17 protein-coding genes are annotated in these 25,116 nt (G+C 33.7%); 8 read left to right on the plus strand and 9 right to left on the minus strand.

Annotated features, from left to right (window positions below):
- The first annotated feature begins 11 nt into the window (after nt 1–11).
- The 3 genes from IPK14_16035 to IPK14_16045 all read left to right on the plus strand — a co-directional run bounded on the left by IPK14_16035 (nt 12) and on the right by IPK14_16045 (nt 3,160).
- Nucleotides 12–1,361, plus strand: coding sequence for an FAD-dependent oxidoreductase (locus IPK14_16035; GenBank protein MBK7994830.1), 1,350 nt, complete (start codon nt 12–14; stop codon nt 1,359–1,361).
- Between the two features lie 141 nt (nt 1,362–1,502).
- Nucleotides 1,503–2,687, plus strand: a complete 1,185-nt coding sequence (locus IPK14_16040; GenBank protein ID MBK7994831.1) for an SUMF1/EgtB/PvdO family nonheme iron enzyme — start codon at nt 1,503–1,505, stop codon at nt 2,685–2,687.
- Nucleotides 2,681–3,160 (plus strand): SUMF1/EgtB/PvdO family nonheme iron enzyme, encoded by a 480-nt coding sequence (locus tag IPK14_16045; protein ID MBK7994832.1) that lies wholly within the window; start codon nt 2,681–2,683, stop codon nt 3,158–3,160. The genes IPK14_16040 and IPK14_16045 overlap by 7 nt, the downstream gene beginning before the upstream one ends.
- 59 nt (nt 3,161–3,219) lie before the next feature.
- Here the strand turns inward: IPK14_16045 and IPK14_16050 are convergent, their stop codons facing one another.
- The 3 genes from IPK14_16050 to IPK14_16060 all read right to left on the minus strand — a co-directional run bounded on the left by IPK14_16050 (nt 3,220) and on the right by IPK14_16060 (nt 6,553).
- Nucleotides 3,220–4,185 (minus strand): metallophosphatase, encoded by a 966-nt coding sequence (locus IPK14_16050; protein ID MBK7994833.1) that lies wholly within the window; start codon nt 4,183–4,185, stop codon nt 3,220–3,222.
- 20 nt (nt 4,186–4,205) lie between these two features.
- Complete coding sequence (locus IPK14_16055) at nt 4,206–5,006, minus strand: 5'-nucleotidase C-terminal domain-containing protein (protein MBK7994834.1); 801 nt, start codon at nt 5,004–5,006, stop codon at nt 4,206–4,208.
- 98 nt (nt 5,007–5,104) lie between these two features.
- Entirely contained in the window at nt 5,105–6,553 is a 1,449-nt protein-coding gene (locus tag IPK14_16060) for an alpha-amylase (GenBank protein ID MBK7994835.1), read from the minus strand.
- A 362-nt stretch (nt 6,554–6,915) separates the two neighbouring features.
- Here IPK14_16060 and IPK14_16065 point away from each other — a divergent pair, with 362 nt between their 5' ends.
- Nucleotides 6,916–7,524, plus strand: a complete 609-nt coding sequence (locus IPK14_16065; GenBank protein MBK7994836.1) for a menaquinone biosynthesis protein — start codon at nt 6,916–6,918, stop codon at nt 7,522–7,524.
- A 254-nt stretch (nt 7,525–7,778) separates the two neighbouring features.
- Nucleotides 7,779–8,117, plus strand: a complete 339-nt coding sequence (locus IPK14_16070; GenBank protein MBK7994837.1) for an XdhC family protein — start codon at nt 7,779–7,781, stop codon at nt 8,115–8,117.
- A 2-nt stretch (nt 8,118–8,119) separates the two neighbouring features.
- On the opposite strand, the gene IPK14_16075 is transcribed toward IPK14_16070, so the two are convergent.
- The 4 genes from IPK14_16075 to IPK14_16090 form a co-directional block, all read right to left on the minus strand.
- Nucleotides 8,120–8,680 carry a HemK family protein methyltransferase gene (locus IPK14_16075; GenBank protein MBK7994838.1) on the minus strand — a complete coding sequence of 187 codons (561 nt, stop codon included), beginning with the start codon at nt 8,678–8,680 and terminating at the stop codon, nt 8,120–8,122.
- The gene (locus tag IPK14_16080) at nt 8,670–8,978 is read right to left on the minus strand and encodes a hypothetical protein (protein MBK7994839.1); all 309 of its coding nucleotides are present in this window, start codon (nt 8,976–8,978) and stop codon (nt 8,670–8,672) included. The genes IPK14_16075 and IPK14_16080 overlap by 11 nt, the downstream gene beginning before the upstream one ends.
- A gap of 116 nt (nt 8,979–9,094) precedes the next feature.
- Entirely contained in the window at nt 9,095–11,740 is a 2,646-nt protein-coding gene (locus IPK14_16085) for a FecR domain-containing protein (GenBank protein ID MBK7994840.1), read from the minus strand.
- A complete protein-coding gene (locus tag IPK14_16090; GenBank protein ID MBK7994841.1) occupies nt 11,737–12,294 on the minus strand; it encodes a sigma-70 family RNA polymerase sigma factor in 558 nt (185 codons plus the stop codon). The genes IPK14_16085 and IPK14_16090 overlap by 4 nt, the downstream gene beginning before the upstream one ends.
- A 315-nt stretch (nt 12,295–12,609) precedes the next feature.
- Between IPK14_16090 and IPK14_16095 the strand changes: the two genes are divergently transcribed.
- On the plus strand, nt 12,610–18,549 hold the full coding sequence (locus IPK14_16095; GenBank protein ID MBK7994842.1) for a carboxypeptidase regulatory-like domain-containing protein: 5,940 nt from the start codon (nt 12,610–12,612) through the stop codon (nt 18,547–18,549).
- A 207-nt stretch (nt 18,550–18,756) separates the two neighbouring features.
- On the opposite strand, the gene IPK14_16100 is transcribed toward IPK14_16095, so the two are convergent.
- Together IPK14_16100 and IPK14_16105 are read right to left on the minus strand one after the other, a co-directional pair.
- Complete coding sequence (locus IPK14_16100) at nt 18,757–19,179, minus strand: helix-turn-helix domain containing protein (protein MBK7994843.1); 423 nt, start codon at nt 19,177–19,179, stop codon at nt 18,757–18,759.
- A 184-nt stretch (nt 19,180–19,363) separates the two neighbouring features.
- On the minus strand, nt 19,364–22,516 hold the full coding sequence (locus IPK14_16105; GenBank protein MBK7994844.1) for a hypothetical protein: 3,153 nt from the start codon (nt 22,514–22,516) through the stop codon (nt 19,364–19,366).
- 217 nt (nt 22,517–22,733) lie between these two features.
- Between IPK14_16105 and IPK14_16110 the strand changes: the two genes are divergently transcribed.
- Nucleotides 22,734–23,888: a thiamine pyrophosphate-dependent dehydrogenase E1 component subunit alpha gene (locus IPK14_16110; GenBank protein MBK7994845.1), complete on the plus strand. Its 1,155-nt coding sequence runs from the start codon at nt 22,734–22,736 to the stop codon at nt 23,886–23,888.
- 359 nt (nt 23,889–24,247) lie between these two features.
- Nucleotides 24,248–25,116 (plus strand): FHA domain-containing protein (locus IPK14_16115; GenBank protein MBK7994846.1); only part of this gene is annotated, 869 nt, incomplete at its 3' end.

Raw genomic sequence — 25,116 nt, forward strand, 5'->3', positions numbered from 1 at the left:
TTAATTTAGCAATGAAAAAAGTTTTAATCATTGGTGGCGGATTAGCAGGACTTTCTGCTGGAGTAGCACTAGCCGAAGCAGGCTATAAAGTCCATTTATTAGAAAGACGTGCTTTTTTAGGTGGACGTGCTTATTCTTTTATTGACCAAATATCAGGAGAGGTTATTGATAATGGGCAACATCTAATGATGGGCTGTTATCGGGAGACTTTTAAGTTTTTTGCTAAGTTAAATACTTTAGAGCAATTACGATTTCAAAAACAATCTCGAGTTGATTTTCTTGATGAGCAAAATGGTCAAACTACTTTGCTTTGTCCTTCTTGGCCTGCCCCACTACATTTACTTGCTGGACTATTTCGTCTAAAAGGTATTAGTTTTGCTGATAAAATAAGGGCCTTACTTATAGGTAGTGCTTTACAAACAAAAAACGGTAAACTAGCAAGTAAATTTGGCAAGCTAACGGTTGATGAGTGGCTAGATAGTTGTAATCAATCCTCTTTAATGAAAGAACGGTTTTGGTATCCCTTTGCAATTGCTACACTTAATGAAGATCCAAAAGTTGCACCTGCTACCCTATTAATAAAAGTCTTACAGCAAGCTTTTGCTGGTACAAAAGAAGATTCTACAATGGTGACGGCTAAAGTAGGACTAAGTGAACTTTATACAGAACAAGCAAAAAATTTTATTGAATCTCATAGCGGACAAGTAACACTTAGAGCTAATGTTACTAAGTTTGATATTACTAATAATAGTTGCCAAGGCGTAGTGCTTAAAGATAATAATGTACTTAATGCAGATTTTTATATAAGTGCAGTACCTTATTTTGCACTACAAGAATTACTTCCTACAGATTTACTTAAAGAAAGTACTTATTTTAAGCAATGGCAATCTTTAAGCTCTGCGCCAATAGTATCGGTTTATCTTTGGTTTGATCGTAAAATAACAGATCTAGGGTTTGCTGGAATGTTAGGAACGCATTTGCAATGGATGTTTAACAAAGATATATTATTTGCTCGCTCAAAAACTGAAGAACAACTATTAACTTTTGTAATTAGTGCTGCACATGAGTATTCTAAGTTAACAAAAGAAAAGTTAGTAGAAATTGCAATTGCTGATGTTAAAAGGCTTCTACCAAAAGCTAGCAATGCAAAAGTTGTTCGTTCACTAGTAGTTAAAGAGCATCATGCTACATTTTCTGCTTCAGTGCTAACAGAAGCTAATCGACCAAGTACAATAACACCTATAAATAACTTTTTTTTAGCTGGGGATTGGACTAATACAGGACTTCCCGCTACTATTGAAGGTGCTGTATTAAGCGGTCATCGGTGTGCTGAACATATAATAGGAAGTAATAACAGTTAGTAAAAGATAGTTTTTAATCTGTTCAGACTAAGGTTCTTAGGCTATTATATAAAAGTTGTCAAAAGTTTAATCTAGTTAATTAACAAAACAAAACCTCCAAATTTTACCTGAGATTTTATTTATTCAGGAAGGGAGTATTTAATGGCAAAAAAAGTAGTTTTTGAAAAAGTTCCCTCAGATAAGACAATTCCTAATTTGTTAGAAATCTTAGATCCCATCTCTACTGTACAGTGGATTTTTATGGAAACAGATCCACAAACCCAAAAATTTACTGGTAAAGCTTACGTAGAATTATGGAGTGATACTGAAGCTGAAATAGTAATTGATAAATGGAATAATGAAACTTGGGACAGCGAAACTCCTTTAGAAGTAAGATTACTAAATGATAAGGATAAGTCCCCAGAAATGGCAGAGGATAAAGAAGTTGTTCTTAATGCTGCCGCCAATTACATTTATTCAGTAATTCGTTTTCAGGTTAATGCTCCTCCTGGATCAATTGTTTATGTAGATGATTTTCCAAAAGTACAAGTAGATGAGATGGGTAATGGTGTTGTACGTTCTCTTTTACCTGGCAAGTACAATATCAAAGTTGGTTTTCAAGAATACTTACTTGCTGAAGAAAATATTTCAGTAAATGCTGATGAAGAGCCTCCACGCTTAAAAGTAAGTATGGATGCTTCTGTTACTCAAGCTATGGGTGCTGTATCTGCTTCTATGGAAGGCACTTATTCAACTATTGAAATGATTTCTGCTAGTGGCGGGCCTGTAACTGTAACTACTAAAGCAACTCCACTTCTACCACTTAACACTAATACAACTACTACTAAAGCTACCACCAAAGTTGCTCCTGCTGTTGGAGCCGCGCAACTTAACACCTTGTTTGTTGAAAAAGTTAATGTTAATACTGGAAAAGTAGAGGTAATTGGTACTAAAGCAAAGAAAAATAATAACAAAGCCTTAGTTGCTATTGCCTCAGTTGTAGTGCTGTTTATTGTTGCTGGAGTTATTGCTTTACCTAGAATCTTAAAAAGTAACACTAATGCTGCAACAGATAAGCCTATAGTAAAAGAAGTTCCGCCACCTCCAACACCAGATGGAATGGTTTATATACCTGGTGGAACAGTAATTATTGGGCGTAATAATACAGATGATGATTATCAAAAACCAGTTCATGAAAAAGTAATTCAGAATGGTTATTTTTTGGATAAAACAGAAGTTACTAATGAAGATTATTGGGGATTTGTTCAAGATACTAAAAAGAGCCGCCTAAAACTTGGGCAGGGCCAAAGCCACCTAATGAACTATTACAACTTCCTGTTATTGTAAATTGGGATGATGCAACATCTTTTTGTCATTGGCGTGGTACTCGTAAAGGTATGGTTTATCGGCTTCCTACAGAAGTAGAGTGGGAACATGCAGCACGGGGAGAAAAAAATTATGTTTATCCCTGGGGCAATGATTGGTTAGAAGGCTATGCAAATGTAAATAAAGTACATAACAAAATTATGCCTGTAGGATCTAATAGCAAAGATGTTAGCCCTTATGGTGTTTTAGATATGGCGGGAAATGTTCGTGAATGGACTAAAGATGATTTTCTTCTTTATCCTGGCGGTAAAGGTAAAGTTGAACCAAACACCAAAGCTATTAGAGGTGCTTCTTATGGTGACCCTCCAGATAGAGCAACAACAACTTATCGTTTTGTATTGCCACCTGCCTATAAAGATATAGATCGTGTAGGTTTTAGATGTTTATGTGAAGTACCAGAAAAAGACTCAGATACACAAGAAGCAAAGAAATAATGCTTAAAAATAGTTTCTAAAAGAAAAAAGCCGCTAATTAGCGGCTTTTTTCTTTTAAGTTAAATAATTTTGTTACTTATTGAATATAGTTGGCTTATTTGCTCTTTATCCATATTAAAAATACCTGCTTGCCAACTAACTAATTGACGTTTCTTAAAAGTAAAATCTACACGACCTACATTAATTCCTGCAAAACCAACTTGAAAAATTAAGGTTTGTCGTCCGTTTTGATGTTTAATTACAGCAGGCTCTTTCATAAAAGTATGAGTATGCCCACCAACAATAAAGTCAATTTCTGGAATTGCTTCTGCTACTTTTACATCACATACTCTATCAGGTTCATTATCATATTTATAACCTAAGTGAGATGCTGCAACTATTAAATCTACATTGTGTTTATTGCGTAATTCATCTACTACGGCACGAGCAGGTTTTATTGGGTCTTGGTAACTAACACCAATATGCTTATCTGCTACAACTAAACCATCAAAATCAATACCCAAACCTAAAACACCTACTTTAATACCTGATAAATTACGGATAACATAAGGTTTAACAAAATCTTTTAGAGCAGAATTTGACACATCATAATTTACAGAAACAATATCAAACTTAGCATGTTGTAAGGCTTTAACAAGGCTATCTACACCCTCATCAAAGTCATGGTTTCCTAATGTTACAATATCATAACCTATTGCAGACATTGATTTTATTTCTAATTCTCCATGGTAGAAATTATAGTAAGGTGTACCTTGAAAACTATCTCCACCATCAAGTAACAATGTGTTTGGGTTTTCTGCTCTAATTTGGCGAACAAAACTAGCTCGACGTGCTACGCCTCCCATTCCAGCATTACGAGTGCCTTCTGGAAACGGCTCTATCTGTGAATGAGTGTCGTTAGTATGCAAAATTGTGATTTTAGTTTCATCACTAGCTTGAGCAGAATAAAAATTGCTAGTTTCAAATAATAAAGCACTTGCAGTTAAGGTTTTAAGAAAATTTCTTCTTGAAAAATCATTACTCATAAATTTTTCTCTCTATTGCTTTATTGGGTTTGGGCATTGACTAAGGTAATTCTTGGGCTAGCAGGTGTTGTTATCACACGATTTTCTGCTTGCTCAGACTTAATATAATTAATAATTGCATCACGTAGCAATAAGCCTACTATCTTATAATTTTTTCCTTTACGTAAGGTTGGATATTCTCCACCACCTTTATAAAGATAATCAGTTAGTGCTAAGGTATAAGTAGCTTTAGGATCTATATCTTTACCATCAATTTTGGCTTTAACTAACTTTTTATCCTGAAAAGTTAGTTCTGCGCCGGAAATAGCTGCTCCAAAATCTTTAATGCTTGACCCCATACTTTCAAAAAGTTCTATGACATCTGTTCCAGAAAGTTCAACTATAGCAAGCTCATTGTCAAATGGCATTAATCTGTAAATTGTTCCAATAGTTATTTCTCCTGCTGGAATTTCTGCACGAAGACCACCATTATTTTGAAAAGCTAAATCAACCTTATGACCAGATGCCTTAGCTGATTGCTGGCGAATTATATCAGTAATTAACATACCTAAGCGACCTGCTCCAGGGCCTTCTTTATTAATAGTTTCTTTTGCTTGTCCAATAGTTGAAGCCATTTGTTTTTTTACATTTTCTGCATAAGGGGCAAGCATATCACTAATAGTTTTATCTTCTGTAATATTACTATCTATTTTATGTTGACTTGAAGTTACTTGATAAGTTGGACTTGTTGCTTTAACGGCTTCTTGACCAAAAGCACTAGAGTTAAAGCTTAAACTAGCAAGAAGTATTAAAGAGTAGAACAAAGTTTTAATCTTTGACATAGAATTTATCCTACAAGGAATATAGAGCTTTATTTATTGATGTTTTAGTTAAGAGAAGTTATAGCATAAAGCTTTTATAAAACAAGTTTTTGCTTGTTTTATTCTTGCACCCAGACAGAAACCGAGCCTGGCAAAGAAGGAAATTCTGCCCAGCCACGCGAGTCAGAGATAACTTTTTCTTTGATATGTTCAGTGATATCTACAAATGTTGTATTTGCTCGCCTTATGTCCATCCATTTTTTTGTTACAAAACCAGTATTCATTACTACTGCCATAGCTTTGGGGTGAACACTATCGCCTAATCTTACCCAACCTATTGTTGTAGGATGATCAAAATAATCTAGTTGCACTCCATAATTAAAATATTTTCTTGCCCATAAAAATTTATCTATTAGCCAACGATGCGAATAAAGTTCTACAGGAGGGTTATTTTCTTCGCCATGCTCATATTTTGCACCATAATAATCAGCATAAAAAACACAAGGATAACCTTCAAGCCTAAGTAATATTAAGGCATAGGCTAAAGGCTTAAACCAAGCTTCTACAGTAGATTCTAATGATTGACAAGGTTGAGTGTCATGATTATCAACAAAGGTGACAGCAAGGGCAGGGAAAGTCTTAACTAGAGTGTTATCAAAAATTGTACGTAAATCAAATTTAGTAGCTAAAATGCTTGCACGATGTAATTTGTAGTGTAGTGGGAAGTCAAATAGTGACATTACGCCATTAGTTTTTTCTATATAGCTTTTTAATTCCTCAAGGCTATCTGACCAATATTCACCAACGCAAAAAAGCTCACGTCCAGCAAAATGAGCGCGTAAATGATTAATCCAATCACGAAAAAAATGCTCACTTAAAAATTTAGCTGAATCTATACGAAATCCATCTACATCAGTAGTGTCAATAAACCATCGTCCCCAATACATTAGTTCCCCGCGTACTTGTGAAACATCTGTGTCAAGTTCGCAAGCTGTACGATATTCAAACTTTCCATATTCATTTGGCACACCAGGAGGGAAATATTTATCTTTTAGACGATAAAGTTTAGACCTATCTTTAGTTTCCGCATTATAACTAAGAGTATCAAAATGCTGCCAATGCCATTTCATACTAGAATACATATTGCCACGACCAGGAAAGCTAAACCCTGTGTGTGCAAGCATTTGATACCAATTACTTCTAGTAATATTACGATCAAACCAGTCAACTTCTTGAACCCTTACAGATTCTATTTCATCAGCACCATTTTTATGCTTAAAAACTACATCAGCATAAACTTGCATATTGTGGGATTTTACCGCTTTTATTGCTATTAAAAGTTCTTCTTTAGTTCCATATTTAGTTCTTCTGCTGGCTTTTTGGAAAAATTCTCCTAAATCAAATAAGTCATAAACTCCATAACCAACATCTATTTTTCCTCCTTGTCCTTTGCAAGCAGGTGGCAGCCAAATAGCTGTAAAACCTTGCTGTGCAAGTTCTGGGGCTTTGGTGGCTAGTTCTTTCCAAAGTTTACCGTCAAAAGCAGTATACCAATGGAAAAACTGCATAATTACACCATTTATTGACATCTTATTTAGTCCTTATTCCTTAAAGGGTTAGCTCTATAGAGGCATTATTAATTTCTAGCGGGATTGCTTAGAAATTTTATCGTTTGCCTACTATAACCATTACTAGAGGGAAAAGAAAATCTAATTTAGCAGAAAAGAATAATTTTAAAAAACTTAAACTATAGATTTTATAAAGGTTAGCTAAAATAATATAAATAAAACAGACTTTTAGTAACTACTATTAGTATGACTTTTCTTTAAGTTCTACTTCTGCTTGTCAGTCAGTAAAATTGTTTTGTACTATCAAACTTTGCTCTTTATATGTTTATATTTTAGGATTTTTTTAATGAACAAACTTAAAATTGCTGCATCTACTTATCTTAATTCTGCACCCCCTAATTTATAGCTTTTTACAAGGAAGCTTAAAAGATAATTGCTACTTTTTAGGAAATACTGCTTCATCACTCTGCGCAGATTTACTAGCAGAAAATATAGTAGATATTGCTTTAATTCCTGTTATTGAATATCAAAGAATAAATAATATTTGCTTAATTCCTGATATTTCTGTCCCTGCTAAACAAGCTGTGCGTAGCGTAATTTTAGTAAGCAAATGCCCAATAGATAAAATAAATACTGTTGCACTAGATATTTCATCACGTACTTCTGCAACTCTTATAAAAATTATCTTAGAAAGATTTTACTCAATTAAACCTCATTACATTACATCACCACCTAACTTAAAGGATATGTTAAATACTAGTGATAGTGCGTTACTAATTGGAGATCCTGCTATTACTGTTGAGCTAAATAATTATCATGTCTATGATTTAGCTCAAGAATGGCGAAAATTTACTGGCCTTCCTTTTGTGTTTGCTCTTTGGGCTGTTAATAATTGTTGGTCTGATAATGCAATAGATAAAGATTATTTAGATTTAGCTAAATTGTTTGTTGAAGCTAAACAGAAGGTATAAATAACTTAAATAATATTGTTAAAGAATATAGCTATAATCTAAATATTTCTCCTGTATCACTCTTAGATTATCTTACTAGCAATGTTAACTATGATTTAGATAAAGAAAACTTGGCAGGGTTAGAATATTTTTATAAGCTAGCAGCAGAATTAGGTTTAATTTTAGAAAATCGTCCAATAAAGTTTTTTACTAAATTAAATGAAAACTCTATTATTTGCAGCAAATAATAAAACAAAGCAGTTAGAGGTTAATAAATGAATTTACTTAATCCAGCAGCACTTTACCAAGAATTATTGGAAGCAAAAGAAAATAGCCAACCGCTAGCACTTGCAAGTGTTGTGGCAACTAAAGGATCTACACCACAAAGGGCTGGTGCAAGAATGTTAATTTATCAAAATGGAAAATTATCAGGCACGGTTGGCGGGGGTTGTGTTGAAGCTGATGTAGTTGGAGCGGCTCAAAGGCTGATGAGACAAGGGAAAGCTGAACTTTGTCGCTTTGAACTTATAGCAGACCCTGATGAGCCGGACGGCGATGTTTGCGGGGGGATTATGGAAATTTTTATTGAACCATTTTTGCCAGAAAATAAATAAAATTATTTTTTTCTTAATACAATAATTCTTGGTATAGATTGCAAATCTTTTATAGTTTCTTCTATTTGCCAAATATGTGTATTTACTACATTTAGCAAATCTTTTTCTTGACCAAAGCCTATTTCACAAATTAAATAACCTGATTTGCAAATAAAAGGCACAATTTCTTGAATCAATCTTTTAATTAATGCTTGACCCTGATTTTCTGCAAAAAGTGCTAAATGTGGTTCAAAATCTTTTACTTCTTTTGCTAAAGTTTCAAGCTCTTCTGGATTTACATAAGGCAAATTAGCACAACAAAAATAAAACTGTTCGCTGTTTCTTAAATTACTTACTAAATCACTAATAACCCAAGTTATTTTCTTATCTACCTGGTGTTTAGCCGCGTTTTGCTTGGCAATCGCTAAAGCTTTAGGGGAAATGTCAATAGCTGTAATTTTAGCGTTAGGCAATTCTATAGCTAAAGTAACAGTAATACAGCCTGAACCAGTGCCGACATCCAAAATATTAGGATTACTTATTTTATTTTCCTTGGCTAGTTTTAATAGAAATTCAACAAGCAGTTCTGTTTCTGGACGGGGGAATTAACACATCAGGTGTAACAATAAAATCTCGTCCATAAAATTCTTGTTTACCACTAATATATTGAAGTGGTTCGCCTTGTGCGCGACGCTCTACAGCTACTTTATATTTTTCTACTAAAATATCTTCTACTTCGTCTTTATCATGAGCTAGCAGATATGCTTGATTACAATTAAGTAAATCCATTAGCAGCAAACTAGCTTGACGACGAGCATCATCTATTTGAGCCGATTGTAAACTTTCAGTTGCAAATTTTAACAGTTGATGAATATTTGACATGAAGGTTATGACAAAAAGTAAAAATTTTTGCTTAGTTTAACTTAAATTACAAAAAATAAAAAACCCTAGATTTGTTGGTCTAGGGTTTAAGACGTTTAGATTTTTAAGGGAATTAACTATTTGTTTTTAACGCTCTTTTTAACCATTTTTTGTAGGTGAAACGCATTTGGTATGCCTAATAAATTTGCAGGTGATAAGTTAAATGGGTTTGAATCGCCATTTGTAGCAAAGCTAATTCTATCACCTTGAGCATAAGCATAAGCTAGTGTTGGTTTAGCATTGATTATTGAGTTAATCATTTGTTGTTCATTAGAATCTTTGTCACCAACAGATTTGCTTAGTTGACCAGCAACAGGTGCTAAGACAGGTGCTAAATCATAGTAAAACATTGCAGAAAAGTTAGCATTGTTGTCTGTTGGCAATAAGCTTAAGAATTTAGAGGATTTGGTTAAAGTATAACCAGAATCACGATAGCGTAACGCCTGGTCTACCAATGCGCGAGAAGCAGCAGCAATAAAGTAACCATTATTGAAACCATAACTCATCTCCAATCCTGTATCTAAAGATTTGATAGTGTAGAAGGTTTGTCCATTTAGCTCACTTTTTTCTATTTGTAAGCCTTTTTTGCCTAGTTTGGTTGCCCAGCTATTAACTTCTGTAACTAAACGCTCTAGGCTATTTTGCAATTTAGCAGAGTCGTAAACTTCAAAAATTGCTTTCCAAGCTGGAGTCGGAACAACTGGCCCATCAACAGCAAATACAAATTCACCACCTAAGGTAGCAGCAAAGTCTTTTGTAACACTTAGTTGATGTAAGTTTTCTACAGTTTGAAGTTGTTGAGCAAAGTTGTTATCTAATTTGCTTAAATTCTCTATTAAATGTGCTACAAGTGATGCTGGATCTTTGATTACAAAAGCACTTACTACATTAGCATCTGGAGAAACAAATTCTAGTCCACCGATTGGGCCAGGGTCAGCAATCCAGCCAGCTATACCAGTACGAGCTTGATTAAAGCTTAATACAGCGCGATTTTGTGTTTTATCTGCATTAATTTTTTGTTCAGCAATAAAGTGTTTTAAGTCTAAGAAACCTAATTCTTTATAAACTTCTCGTTGTTTTTCATCACCTGGTTTAAGAGTGTTAGGAACAATTTTTTCTAAATCTACAGCTAAAATTAGTCCAGCACCTTCTTGATAAACCTGAGCAATACGATTGTGGAAAAAGCTACTAGCAAAAGGCTTTTGCCCAGCATTTAAGCTGCTAGCAAACTGGCTTAGTTGGTTTAAGCTATGGCTAACAACAAATAAATTATTGTTAATCCAAGCAAACACGTCTCTTTTATTGTTGCCAAGTTGAGGGTCTACTGTAAGTGGATTATCAACAATATTTAAGAATAATCCTTTTGATTGAAACTCTTCTTTTTGTTTAACTAAAAAATCACGTAGTCCAGCAGGATCCTTAGTAGTTGTAAGAATTAATGGGCTATTAGGTGAACCATCTTTTTGCATTGCCGCAGAAACTACTATTTCTTCACCTAAATATTGACCAAACTCTACTAAAGTGCTGATTAATTTGTCATGGCTATCATCAGAATGCTTACTTTGCCACCATTCTTGTAAAGCTGCATTTTTAGCTAAATGTTCTTGCAATACGCCATAAGACTTAGCAAGAGAACTGCTAAAATTAGGTAAAGATACATAAAATACCGTTTCTTCTGGGACTATATCAAGTAACTCTGTAGAGTAACGTACACCAACAATACTTACTTTATCTATATCCTTACGTAATGCAGAAAGTCCAGCTAGCAATTTGTTATATTTAGCTGAATCACGACTCCAAGAAACTTCATCTTTAATTGGTACATTGCCTAGACTAGAGTTAGTTGTTAGTTGTTCACCTGCTGCAAGCTTTTTGTCTTGACCTGAGTAGTCAACCTGTGCAGAGCCTTCAATTACAGAAATACGAGAACCTTTAATTCCATTATTTACAGCAAAAGTTGTTTCTGTGACAGAAACTAAGCAATCATTAGTTGCTACATAAAACGGGCGAGAATTTTGTTTAGCTGTTTGAACAATAATATTTCCACGCTCTAAATGTAGTGTTATACCTTTTGGGCTTTCTGAAAGATAAAATTCAGAGCGTTCTTTCATTTCAATTTGTGAGCCATCGCTTAAGTAAATTACTGCGTCAGCATCTTTAGCAGTGCGAATTTTTTCTTTTTCTTTTAACTCTGCACCTACAGTTAACAAGTCGCTATTATTATTAGCAACCCGATAAACTGCTCCATCTAAAGCAGTAACGCTAGCTTGGACGCTACCTGTATGTGTAAGACGTTGGACAATTGGCGCACTAATTAAAGTTAAAATCAAAATTGCTGCTACAGCGATTAACCAACGGGTAAAGGTTGAAGTAGGCCGTCTTGCTGTTAAAGTTGGGTTAGCTACAGCAGGTTTACCACTTCTAGCTTCTTTTAGAGCCTTGCGACAGGGCAAACATTCGCGTGTATGGTCTTCAAAAAGTGTAGTTCGTGCCGCAGGCAGTTGATTCGCTAAATAAGTTGGTATTAAAGTTTGAAAATCGGCACAAGTACGGATTTGACTTACTTCAGTAATAGGACTTTCCATAGTATTTTCTCCTAGCTTTGCCCAAACTCGTTGAGCCGCCATATTTACAGTATTTTGATCTAAATTATCTTCTTGGATTTTGCTTAATGTTTGGTCTAGTAAATTGTCAATGTTTTTAGTATTTTTTTTGTTGTTCATTCTGGTAACTCCTCCAAAAACATACCTAAATCTTTACGCACTTTAGTTCGGGCGCGATGAAGCATAACGGCTACAACCATTTGAGACATTCCTAATAACTCAGCTATTTCCCGATTGTCATAACCTTCAAGAAAACGTAGGGCAAAAATTTCTGCTGATTTTCCACCTAAATTAGAAATCGCTTTTTGTACTTGCCGGCGTAACTCTCGGTCTTCTTGTTGGCTATAAGGATTAAGATTTTTATTATCAGTAGGATAATTAACTAAAGTTTCTATAGGGACTGACTTAGTACGGTTTCTAGTTCTAACAATATCTAAAGCTGCATTAATAGCTGCACGAATTAAATAACTTTTTGGGTTAGGGGCAAGATCTTCTGCTTGTTTGCTTCGCATAATACGTAGAAAAATTGTTTGAAGCACATCTTCAGCATCTACAATATTTCCAGTAATTCTATAAGCAGTGCGGAAAACTTTGTCATAGTGTTCTTGAAATAAACTCTCAATACTAGCTCTAGGGTCTGACAGCGATTTTAATTGTGTTACTACTGCCGGCACAGCACCCTCCTAAAATGTGTTGATTGCTTTTCTATTTATAAAAACGGACAACCAACAAAATTATTAACAACTAACTTTTAAGAAAAGAAAATTTTTTCCAGCAAAGCTTAAAAACAAAAATTTGTAAGTAATTTAAATTTTTGGATTATATTAATTTTCATAAGTGAAATTGTTGCTTGATTATTAATTAATTGATTATTGTAAATCTAATTAGATGAACTAGTTATAATATTTTTTTATATTATTAACTTATTGGCATAAACCTTGCACAAAAATTTCTCCACGCAAAACACTCCAAAAATTAGGAATAAATTTATGTGGAAATATTTTCTTGCCCTACCTTTCTTACTTTTATCTTTTATTGCTGCTCAAGCTTCTTATAAAACAATCCTAGAGCCAATAATCAAAGTTGATGAGGAAAAAACAGTATTTTCACTAGATGAACAATTTCCAAATGTTGAGCTATCAATAACTAATAGCCTGGGTTGTGACTTAGAAGGTTTAGTAAAAATTGAGTTGGTAGATCCAGAAAATGAAATTAAAGCTAGCGTTTCAGAATACCAAAAAATTTGTGTAGGTAATAACGCTATAAAATTAAAACTGCCTATTTTTACAGAAGATTTGCTACAAAACCCAACTATTATTTACTATCGGTTGCGCTATAGCGTGTTTACTGAACCACTAAAATTACAATCTGTTGTTGCAAAGCATCTACAAACTAGTATTTTTGTTGATACAGTAAATAAATCTACAACAAACTACAAAGGGATAATTGCATTATCTAAGCTATTGCCTGATTTATTTGAATTAAAACTAGTGTCTAGTGAGTATATTAGAGAAAAATCACGTTATCAAATACACGCTATAGCTTTACATCCAATAACACAACAAGCTATTAATAATGTGTTAATTGATGGAGAAATAGCTTTAGATAACACCACAGTAAAATCTAGTTGTACAACTGCCATAGATGGACACGGCCTGTTATATTTTGATCTACCAGAAAAAATAAATTTTTTAGATTCAGAAGTTAAAGTAACTGCTAAACTAGGAAAATTTTCTCAAACTCTGACAAAAGCTATTAGATTTGATCAGGTTATTTATACCTATATCAATACAGATAAGCCAATTTATCAACCAGGAGAATCCTTAAACTTAAGAGTTTTAATTTTGAAGTCTAACAAACAAGCTTTGGCTAATGAGGCAGTAAAAATAAAAATAAATGCTCCTGGTGGAGCAAATCTATTTCGCCAAGAATTAAAAACCTCCAAATTTGGTATTGTTAACACAAATTGGTTGATTCCTGCAAACTTAGAGCTAGGAGATTATCGAATAGAAGTAGAATTAAATGATGATAAATATCACTTATTAAGTAGTGAGCAAAATGTAAAAATTAGTCGCTATGAACTACCAAATTTTGCTGTTTATATTAAAACAGATCAAGCTTATTATTTACCAAAACAAAATCCAAGAATTACAATTAATGCACAATATTTGTTTGGTAAAAGTCTTAATAAAGGAACAGTTAAAATTATTAACTTAGATTCAGGAATTATTGAAGATCCTGATTATCAAGGAGAGCTAGATAATTTAGGACAATTTACTACTACAATTGATTTATCAGGTGAAGAAGATTTTGAGGATTACTACAAAGCTTATAATGATTTAGACTTTATTGCTTATGTTACAGACACTTCAACGAATCGAACAGAACAAAAACGCTTTACATTAAGATTATCAAAAAGCGATATACATATTTATTTAATTCACCAATCAGCAACAGAAGGGTTACCAGTAGAATTTTACTTGTCAGCTTTTTATGCTGATGGTAGGCCAGCAGAATGTAATATTTCTCTTTATAAATTAGATGAACAAATAAAAGATAAAAAAGAAAATAACGAAATTATTAATCTATTAAAAAATCCATTATTAACTACAAAAACAAATCAATATGGTGTAGCAAAAGTAGTTGATAAAAACTTGTTAAAATATTTACAAGAAGACAACGAAATATGTTTTGTAGCTCAAGATGAGTTTGGGAAAGTAGGTTTTAGAAAAAATTATTTTTATATTTCTTCAAGTGAGGTTGGTTTACATACCTTTACAAATAAAACTATTTACAAAGCAGGTGAAGCAGTTGAACTTGAAATAGTTGCTAACAAAGCAGAAATGTTGTTAGTAGTTGATGTAGTCAAAGACTTAAAAGTCATCCATTCACAAACTTTAGAGCTAAATCAAGGAAAAGCTAACTTAACCTTACCTTATAATCAAACGTTTTCAGGTGTAATAACTTTAGTTATTTACTCAATAAAAGAAAATGAAGGTAGCAAACATAGTTTTCCTAGTTCTATTAAAACAATAATTTACCCTGACAATAAAAATTTAGAATTATCATTAAAGTTAGATAAAGAAAGTTATCGCCCTGCTGAGGAAGTAAAGGCAACACTAGAAGTAAAAACACAGGATAAACAAGTTTTAGAAAGTGCTTTGGGAATAACTATTTTTGATAAAGCTGTAGAGGAACGCGCCCAAGAAGATAAAAATTATCGGCCAAATAGTTTTTATCAAACTTACCTTCATGCTTCAAATAACTATGAAAACATAAGTGGAATTACTTTAGACAACTTAAAGACTTTAGATATGTCTAAACCTATATCACAAGATTTAGACTTGGTAGCAGAAATTTTACTAGCAAACACTAATATATATTTTCCTGTTATAACTGAAACTAATCGCTTTAGTGCTAGTTACAGTAGGCTTTTTGCATCAGTAATTGAAAAAGACTTAAAAGAAATAAAAGAAACTTTAGAATCACAATATGCAAAAAATTCTTTGTACCCCACTAATGAACCAACACTGTTTGTTTTGCTTGGATATTTTGGAGATTATTTTTATCAATTAAAAGATCCTTGGGGAACAAACTATAAAGTAAAGTTTTTTGTAAAAGCTGAAATGGATGTAATGGAAATAGTTACTGCTGGAGCAGACAAAATTTTTGATACAACAGATGATTTTGTTGCCTTAAATATGGGTTGGCCCTACTTTAAGCCTTATGGAGAAGTGCTTAATCAAGTAGTTAGTTCTTATCCTACTAAAACAGGTGATTGCATTTGTGATTCAGCAATATTAAAAAGAGAAATATTAAAGCGAGGAATAAATTTAGACACTTTGCTAGATCCTTGGGGGAATCTTTATAAAGTTGATTTTGAAATACATAAGACAAATTATTTAGTAAAAATAATTAGTGGTGGTAAATCAACAAAAGAAGAAATTCTAGTTTGGCAAGCCAAAGCTAACTATTTTGCTTATTTTCAAGGTGTTATCCAAAAAGCTTTAGATAATAATTTAGAAAAAACAGGTAATTTTCCTAAAACTATAGATGAACTTCAATCAATCTTAAAAAATGTTCAAGTAGATTTATCTAAAATAAAAGATCCCTGGGGAAATAATTATCAAGTAGATTTTCAAGTTGAAAACCAAATACTTTCTTTTCCTTACATAGTTACTTATCTTGAAGAAGGAGAAAGAAAAACTAAAACAGATACAAAAGTTAAAATTGGCTCAAAATTAAAAATTTATATTAATAGTATAGGCAAAGATGCGTTAGCGAAAACAATAGATGATTTTCAAGTAACACATTTTTCTTATTTATTAAACACAAATGATTTAATGGAAAGCCCTATACCAATTGGCACGAATTACAAGCCTATTTTTTCTGATTTGGAGCTAAAAGGCTTACTTAAGGGTTTAGTAACAGATGAAACAGGCGCGGTTATTCCTGGTGCATCGATCAAAGCTACTAATTTTTTAACAAGTTTGGTTTATCAAACTACTACTAATGAAATAGGAGAATATTTGCTAATTGGTCTACCAGCAGGTATTTATACAGTAGAAGCTTTTGCTGCTGGATTTTTGGATATTTCTAATCAAAATGTAATTATTAAGGAAACATTTATAACCGCATTAGATATAGCTATGAGGCCAGGCGGACAATCAGATATTGTTGAAGTTAGTGCGCAAGAGAATTTAGTTAGCATAAGTACAACAGACACAAGCGTTAATGTAGAGTTAAGTAAAAATTTACTTAGCCTAACTAGTAGAAATAGCTCTAATCAAATTACTACTCCTAGAATACGGGAATATTTCCCAGAAAATTTATTTTGGCAACCTGAGTTAGTGACTAACACAGATGGACAAGCAAAAGTTAAATTTAAGTTGGCAGACAATATAACTAACTGGAAAATGTCGGTTATTGCTTCTACCACAGATGGACAAATAGCAATAAATGAAGTAGAAATCCCAGCTTTTCAACCATTTTTTGTTGAACTAGATCCACCTGCTAGACTAACAGAAGGTGATGAAATTGGCTTACCAATTATTCTACGTAATTTTTTAGAAGAATCTCAATCAATAACTATGCAAATATCTGAGCAAACTTGGTTTAGCACTAATGACCAATTAAAAAGATCAATCAAAGTTGAGGCTGGAGATTTTACCAAAGAAATATTTAATTTTCGTGCTAATGTGCCAATAGAAAAAGGTGAGCAACAAATTTCTGTAACAGGAACACAAAATGATGCAATAAAAAAACTTATTACAGTTCTTCCTAATGGAGCCGAGGTAGTAGAATATATTAGCAGTATTTTAACAGAACAAACTATTTTTGAACTTGATATTCCAAAAGAAGCACTTACAGTAGGCAAGCAAACAGAACTAAAAATTTATCCTAATTTGTCAGCACATTTATTAGAAAGCTTAGAAGCTATTTTGCAACGTCCTTATGGTTGTGGTGAACAAACAATATCCTCAACCTACCCTAATTTACTATTTTTGCGCTATCTAAAAGATAGTAAGCAAGTTATGGATAAAACACAACAAAAAGCCATTAATTACTTAAACTTAGGGTATAACAGGCTATTAAGCTATTACAACAAAGATGGAGGGTTTTCTTATTGGGGTAATGACCCGTCAGACTTAGCCTTAACAGCTTACGCGCTAGAATTTCTTACAGACGCAAAAGAGATAATTTTTGTTAATGAAGATTTGATAAAAGATAATTTAGATTGGTTACTTTCCCAACAAAATGATAATGGTAGTTGGCAACCTAAAGAATTAGGCGTTAATGAAAGTAAATATTTTGCACTACAAACAGCATTGATTACAAAGGCTTTAGCTAAAATAGTAGATAAAAATAATGAAAGCGAAATTGCAAAATTAAACAAAGCTTTGAACTATTTAGAAAAAACTGCACTAGATGAGCCTTATTTATTAGCTTGTTATGCTCAAGCCGCTAGTCATCTAGGTGATAAAACTAAGTCTTTACAGGCTATCAATAAATTACGTAAGTTATCAAAGAGCAGCAAAAAAGGTTATTCATGGGCAATAAATGGCTATACTCCCTTTTATGGCTGGGGTTTGACTGGTGAAATAGAAACAACAGCAATAGTTTTACAATCGCTAATAGAGCAAACTGATATATCTAATAAAGGTGAATTACTTAAAGATCAAACAGTTAATCAAACGCTATTATTTTTACTTAATAATAAAGATCGCTATGGTGTATGGCTTTCTTCTCAAGCAACTATAAATGTACTAAAGGCAATGATGTCAATAATTTCCCAAGCAGAAAATAATATAAATAACAAGGCAGAAATTTATGTTAACAATAAGCTTGCAAAAATTATAAAGTTACCTTTAATAAATGAAATTGCAAATCCAATAAACTTAGACCTAACAGAATTTATTACTGAAGCTAGAAATAAAATAGAAATTCGTCAAGCACAAGGCAGTAGCCAAATTGTTAGTAAGTATTATTTACCTTGGGAAATATACAATTTACAATCTAAAGACTCAGAAAATAAAGAGTTATTATTTTTTGTTGATTTTGATAAGACAAACTCAATAGTAAATGAAGATATAACTTGTTTGGTAAAAGTTGGTCGTTATAGCCAAAATAGTCAAGGAATGTTGCTTGCAGAAATAGGTTTACCGCCTGGTGTTAGCCTAGAACGTGCTGATTTGGAAAAAGCTAAAAAAGACCTAAATGGGCAGTTTAGCCATTATGATATTTTGCCTGATAGGTTGGTTGTTTACCTTTGGCCGTCAAAAAATACTGCTCTTGATTTTAGTTTTAGATTTAGCGGACGTTTTGCTATTAATGCCTTAAATACTCGCTCAGTTTTGTATGATTATTATAACCCAGAAGCTAATGTAACTATTGCACCAATAAGATTTGTTATAAATAATATAGATTAAGCAAAACTAAGTAATTATTAAGCAAAATAATTTATTAAATTCATAAAACTCCAATAAAGGGAAATTATTATTTTCTAAATTATAATCTCTAAGAGATAATGATTAAGATTTTTAAACTTAGAGAGAAATTTCTTTTTAAGAAAATCAACAGAAGCAATATGGCAATGCAAACAAAGAAGAGCTAAAGTAGAAAATTCAAATATAGCTTTAACTTGGATTTTTTAAGATTCTCCTTACCTGCATATGGGATATTTCTTCACAATATCCCAATTCTACAACTTTTTTTGCTAGTAGCCGCAATCCCCATTTTGTTTTTCCTGGAGGTGCTTCACTACAAGCCAACGCTATTATTTTTGCTCTTTGTATTTCATCTATTTCTATTGGTCGGCCTGGACGTGGCAAGTCTTCCATAAACTTTAGCCCTTCTTTCTGATACTTGTCTCTGTATTGGGCTACTGTGTTATAGTTTATTCCCAGCATCAAAGCTATTTCTTGCAATGTTTTCCCTCTTTGCATTTCTAATAATGCTGTTGCCCTTTTGTACTGTTTTGCTGTTAATTCACCTTTGCTTAGTATTTCTTCTAGATATTTTTGGTCTTCTTCTTTTAATTTGATGTGTTGTTTTTTCATACTTTTATTTTTTCATAGTTAAATGTAAAACGCTAGACCTTTTATGTTACAACTTACTAAATTACTTAGTTTTACAGTATATTTAGTAAGTTGTTATTTCCTAATGCTAAAACTTTAGGCTACAGTTATTTCGCCCCGCTGGGGCTTAAGAGATAAAAGCTCAGAAAACTTTGTTTACGCTGTACTAAAGTTGTGCAAAAAATTCTAGTTCTGGGAACTCTGCATGTAGGACTTGTGCTGCATAACTAAACTTAATAGAAGCTATTTTAGAGATAATATAATTAGTCATTGGCTCGTGTGGATCAGCAAAAGCAAGCTCAAAAGATTCATTATGCCCGGTTAAGAAAAATTGCCCTTCACGGCACGCTATACGCCCACCACCAACGGGGAAAAGCTCAATTGATGGTTCTTGAAATTCTGCTCCCATTTGTTCACGTAAATAGGCACGTAATTTACCTAAAGCACTTTCCATTTGATAAAGCCTATCAGCATTATTTGTGCAAATATCCATAATTAAATGATCGCAGGCAAAGAGCATTAAAAAAGGCAGATCTCGATTAGCTGGAGCAGTTGCTTTTAAGAAATTGTTTACTATTTCACGGTCAGCCGGCAAAATACGTGGTAAGTGTTGAGTTAAGCCATTAAGAGATTGGGCAAAGTCAGCCATTTGTTGAAAATATTCTGCTGTTTTTTTCTGCATGCTTTCCCATTGTTTATCATCGATTTTTTCTTTATTGCTGTCTACAGTTTGCAAATAATTAAAAAAGTTTTTAGTAGTAGTAGGGAAAGTTAGTAGCAATAATCTTTCTTTAGCTTCAGGTAAAACCTTTGTAACCGTTGAGCTAATACGATCAAATGTATAAACAAATCCTAAAGTCTCTTTTCTTGCCAACATAGACAAGATTTTTAGAAATGCGTTTGTGTCATTTTCAGTTTGTGAAAGCATTTCAAAGAAAATTTTAGAAAACATTTCAGAATCTTTTTCCCTAATTATTCCAACTAGATCAGGCGAGCTAATTGATGGAGGGACAACAATTTCTGTTGGTGTTATAGGATCTTTTACAATTGTTGATGTAGGGTAAAGAATGTCTAGTTGACGTAGGATTGCTGATACACCTTTAATATGTGCTTCACTAGCTTTAATGGATTTAAGATCTAATTCTAATTGTTTTAAGTAAAGTCGAAAACTCCCAGTAAATGCTTGATTAGAATCAAATCTAATTTCTGGGTTATAGTAGTAGTTAATCACTTCTACTAGTGGCACAGGCATAGTGCTACCTTCTAAATAAGACTGAACAGCGGATAAAATCTTTTGTCCAGCACCTTCAGCACTAAATTGTAGTCTTTCTGCAATAGCTGAGCCGCGAGCTTCAATAAGTACAACTAGTCGGGCAGTTTCACAAAATAGGCGTAGTAATTTAGTAAATGCCTGCATTGTAGGTGCATTAGAAAAATCATCCCAAAGGTTTTCTTGATTAAGTTTTGCCCAAAAATCCCAAACCGAAGGAGCGCAACTTCGCAAAACAGACCAAATCCAGGTTGTTGCCTCTAGCCATTTAGGGTTAAAACGTTTTTGTAATGAACTAGCGGCTTCTTCTCCTAAATTTGGCAAAGATTCTATGATACGTTTAAGTTTACCTAGAGAATGTACATCCTTTAACTTACCTAGAAAATCTTCTGCAATTGTCCAAGTGATATTTAGCATTTCTAAAAGCCGCACCTGGTCAGCAAGCATTAGGGCTGTAAATGGGTCAATTAACTCTTCACCCTCATCAACAGCTTGTTTAACCATAGTTGGTTTTAATACTACACTAAGGAAAGTGGGATGTTCTGGCCCAGGTTGACCTATAGCTTCCATTCCTCTAGTTACTCTCTTGGCGTAATCTTCACCTAGCATAGAAATTGCACGCCAACGGCCTGTTAATTTCCAAAAATCAGAAAGTAGGCGAAATCTTTCAGAGTCTTTTAAGACAGCCGAATCACTTGCTAACCCAAATGCTTGTGGGTTTAATTCTGCCATCCCGACTAGTGTTGCTAATGGGCTTCCCAATGGGCTTTTAGTAAGCATAGGACAATTAGCACCATCTAAAAGTTGTTCTAAAACAACTCCAATAGCATTAAATGCTGTAGTTACTTTAAGTTTTTGGTTTACATTTTCGTCAAATTCAGCTAGCCCACAAGAATGATAAGGATAAGAAGAAACATTGTTTGGCTGTTGGGCCTGAGTTGGAGCAGCAAGTTTTAGAAAGCGGTTTAACTCGTCTGTAGTACGACATTTTAGCAAAGCACTGTTATTAGCTAATAATAAAGAAGTTTCCGCACTAATACGTTTTAAGTATTTATTGCTATTTGTATCTTCTGATACAGATTTCCAAGTACTATCAGTTGTGTCAAAGTACCAAATTTTAGTTGTGTCCTGTAAGTCTACGGTTAAATTAGTATAGAAATATGGTAATTCAAAGTTGCAGATATAGAAAAATTCTACAATTGCCCTTACCAAAGTTAATAAAGGTTTCCAATGACCAGCAGGAATAGAAATGCAGTTTTTTAGAAATTCTTGGCAAAGTTCGGCTAATAAATTTATTACCTCTAAAAAATGACGCAAATAGGCTGCTGTCTGTGATTCAATGGCAATTGGAGGTACATCTTTTCCAATAGACAGTAAATAACCACTAAAGTCTTGTCCATGTGAATGAAGTTTAAGATTAGGTAAGCGGCTCTTGCTTCCTTCACGGAAATGACCAACAAAAGCACGTAAACGAGCTTGAGCGCGAAAACCTTGTCCTACTAATCGAACAAGTTGTTCATTGGCTTTAGATGCTCGACCACTATCATCAAAGGCTTTTAATGTGTGTTCTAATGCAGCTATTGGGGGATACCATTGTTGCAAGTAAGCGATTTCTCGCTTAAAAGTAGCCATTTGAGATTTAATATCTGCAAAGGTTTGTTCTGGATAACGTAGTTGTGGATTAGGTTCAGAGGAATTAATTTTTTCTAAAGCTTCTAATCGATTGCGATTAACTGAATAATCCCTATCTCGTTTAATGCTTCCTTCTCGAATGGTTTGTATTGATTGACGCAGTTCATTTTTACGAATTTCTAAAAGCATTACCCCAATTTCACTGTCTCGATTTTGAAGTTGTGTATAAAGGCTAGCTTCTGTTGGCAAATCGATTTTGTCAGCTTCTAGGGCTGTTAAATTTAATAAACTTACAGCTTGAATTGGTTCGGCAAAAACTCGGTTAGCCCATTCTAACTGCTGAGTAGGTAAATTTGCTGTGCGACCTGTATCTAAATCAAAAAGAAAAACCGCGTCGTTATCAATATTTGCTGTCATAGATTTAACTTCTTAACTTTTGAAAAATTTTAACTTATCCCGCATTATACTCCACTTTGTTTGCTAGGCTGAACTAAACAAAGTCAGAAAACAAGCTTACTTCTGCGCTTGTTGTTATTAGCTCTTGAGTGTTTCTGATAAAATTCTCGCTTCATTTTCAACCAATCAGCAAAATTAATTTAACCATTTACCCATTAAAGATAAAGGACTTGGATTAATGAAAAGATACCCAGCTTATGATCCTCTAGAGTATGTTAATTGGCAAACAAACAAAAATGTGATGCAAGATTATCGTAACACTCTTAAGAAAAACCCTAATCGCAGTAAGCTTATTAGTCAACTAGATATAGCTACTTTGCTGGATATATACCAAGGATTACTGCGTAATCGACTACATGATATTGCCTTAAAACGTTGGGTAAAGCTTGGGGTAATATCTAAGGCTTGGCTAGGTACAGGTGAAGAGGCTGTAACAATTGGAAGTGTACACGCGTTAGATCGGCAAATGTGGAAAGATGGCAATCGTACAGACTTTGTTGCTCCAATGATTCGCAATGCTGGGGCCTGTCATGAAATGGGAATGAGTCTAGTTGATATGTTTCGAGGCTATTTAGCAACGGCAGATTCCCCAACAATGGGCAGAGATCTGCATATTGGTAGCTTGTCAGATGGAGTAATGGCCCCTATTAGCCATGTTGGTGATATTGTTGCTGTATGTGGCGGAGTAGCACTTAATTTTAAGATTCGTAAAGAAAAAAGAGTTGTGCTAACTTGGGTTGGGGATGGTTCAACTAAAACAGGAGTTTTTCATGAAGCAATAAATTTTGCTGCTGTTCAACACTTACCTTTAATAGTCATTATCCAAAATAATCAAGTAGCTCTTGGCACCAAGCTAGAACAGCACCATAAAGGAAATTTCCAGGACTGGCCCGAATGTTATGGGATTGATGGAGAAGTCTTTGACGGTAATAATGTACTAGATACTTACGCTGCAACTAAACTAGCAATAGAAAAAGCACGTGATGGAAAAGGGCCAGTGCTGCTAATTGCTGAAACTTTTCGTATGGGTGGACACGCTACACACGATGAACTAGAGGCAAGAAGAACTTTTTCACCAGAATTATTTAATTATTGGGGAGAGCGTGATCCAATAGGTTGTTATGAAACTTACCTTATTGAATCTGGAAAAAACTTGGCACAAGATAACAAGTCATATAAGGCTAAGGAATTAAAAGAAATTAACAAACAAGTTTTAGCTGAAATAGAGGAAAAAATTATTGTTGAAGTTGATAAGGCTGCTGATGAAGCATTGATAAGCAAAAAAGAATCTCAGCCTGAAGGAGCAAGCACTTTAATAGGGGTTTATGCGTAATCTGGGAAGGATAGACATATTGTCTACATCACAAATAAAAATTCGATATCAAATGCTTAAGTACATTGTAAACTAAGTAATGTAGCAATGTTATATTCTTAACTCTTAAGCCCCAGCGGGGCGACATAACTGTAGCCTAGGGCGCAAGCCCTAGGAAATAATAGTTAAGTTTCTTTAAGCCCTGTAAGGGCGAAAGAGTATTTTAATGTTAAGAAACAACTATGTCGCCCCGTTGGGGCTTTTAGGAATTTCTCGCTATAATACGTAGGGCTTGCGCCCTACGCTACATATCTGTCGCCCGTTGGGGCTTAAGATTAAAGTATCAGAAAATTTAATTTACAGTGTATTAAGTTTAATTTATGAAGGTGCGATTTACACATTTAACAGGTAGCATGAAAGGTTCAGTAGAGGAATTTTCCCTTCCTGTCATCAGGGTTGGACGGGCTTTGTCTAGCGATCTTTTACTACAAGATGAACAAGGATTGCATCGTTTAGCTTCTCGAATGCACGCAGAATTTCGCATGGAAGAAGGACAATTTATTATTTATGACTTAAGTAGCCGAAATGGTACTTTTGTTAATGGTGAACCTATTGACGAAAAAATCTTGCTTGATGGAGATCAAGTTAGCTTTGGGCTAAATGGTATTTCTTTCCAAGTTAGTTTTATTGAATCGCTAGATGAAGAAATTGAATTTTTACGTGCTACACCTATGTTTAAGGATATTTCTACAGAGTTACTACATAGAATTTATAGTAGAGGGCAAATAGAAAGTTATTCAGCTAATAGCGTACTTTTTCGCATAGGAGAGTCCTCCGGGAAGTTATATGTAATCCGAAACGGTATTGTAGAGTTACGATCACCTAAAGAAGATCCTAGACAGTTAACAATTAATTATATAGGCCCAGGGCAAGCATTAGGCGAAACAACAGCCTTTATTGGTGAGCCTCATATTTCTGAAGCACGTGTACCAGAGGGGGCAGAAGTTTTTCATATAACTACAGAAAAATTAATAGATTTAGTGCGTACTAATCCAGACTTTGCAGAACATATGGTTGTTACTTTGGCTAAATATCTAAACCGAAGCTACAAAAAGCTATCTTCGCAAACAAAAAGTAAGTTACAAGGTAGTTTGTTTTATTTTGATTTAGCTACAGTAATACAAACCTTGATTAATACTCATGAATCTGGGCTTTTAACTATTTATTCAATAGGTCGTGGTTTAATTCG

This window comes from Blastocatellia bacterium, assembly GCA_016713405.1.
Taxonomy (GTDB): Bacteria; Acidobacteriota; Blastocatellia; order Chloracidobacteriales; family JADJPF01; genus JADJPF01.

What these genes read in the sequence shown, in the direction of transcription:
- IPK14_16035 (MBK7994830.1), top strand. Translation starts at nt 12, where the DNA reads ATGAAAAAAGTTTTAATCATTGGTGGCGGATTAGCAGGACTTTCTGCT.
- IPK14_16040 (MBK7994831.1), top strand. Translation starts at nt 1,503, where the DNA reads ATGGCAAAAAAAGTAGTTTTTGAAAAAGTTCCCTCAGATAAGACAATT.
- IPK14_16050 (MBK7994833.1), bottom strand. Translation starts at nt 4,185, where the DNA reads ATGAGTAATGATTTTTCAAGAAGAAATTTTCTTAAAACCTTAACTGCA.
- IPK14_16055 (MBK7994834.1), bottom strand. Translation starts at nt 5,006, where the DNA reads ATGTCAAAGATTAAAACTTTGTTCTACTCTTTAATACTTCTTGCTAGT.
- IPK14_16060 (MBK7994835.1), bottom strand. Translation starts at nt 6,553, where the DNA reads ATGCAGTTTTTCCATTGGTATACTGCTTTTGACGGTAAACTTTGGAAA.
- IPK14_16070 (MBK7994837.1), top strand. Translation starts at nt 7,779, where the DNA reads ATGAATTTACTTAATCCAGCAGCACTTTACCAAGAATTATTGGAAGCA.
- IPK14_16080 (MBK7994839.1), bottom strand. Translation starts at nt 8,978, where the DNA reads ATGTCAAATATTCATCAACTGTTAAAATTTGCAACTGAAAGTTTACAA.
- IPK14_16085 (MBK7994840.1), bottom strand. Translation starts at nt 11,740, where the DNA reads ATGAACAACAAAAAAAATACTAAAAACATTGACAATTTACTAGACCAA.
- IPK14_16095 (MBK7994842.1), top strand. Translation starts at nt 12,610, where the DNA reads ATGTGGAAATATTTTCTTGCCCTACCTTTCTTACTTTTATCTTTTATT.
- IPK14_16100 (MBK7994843.1), bottom strand. Translation starts at nt 19,179, where the DNA reads ATGAAAAAACAACACATCAAATTAAAAGAAGAAGACCAAAAATATCTA.
- IPK14_16105 (MBK7994844.1), bottom strand. Translation starts at nt 22,516, where the DNA reads ATGACAGCAAATATTGATAACGACGCGGTTTTTCTTTTTGATTTAGAT.
- IPK14_16110 (MBK7994845.1), top strand. Translation starts at nt 22,734, where the DNA reads ATGAAAAGATACCCAGCTTATGATCCTCTAGAGTATGTTAATTGGCAA.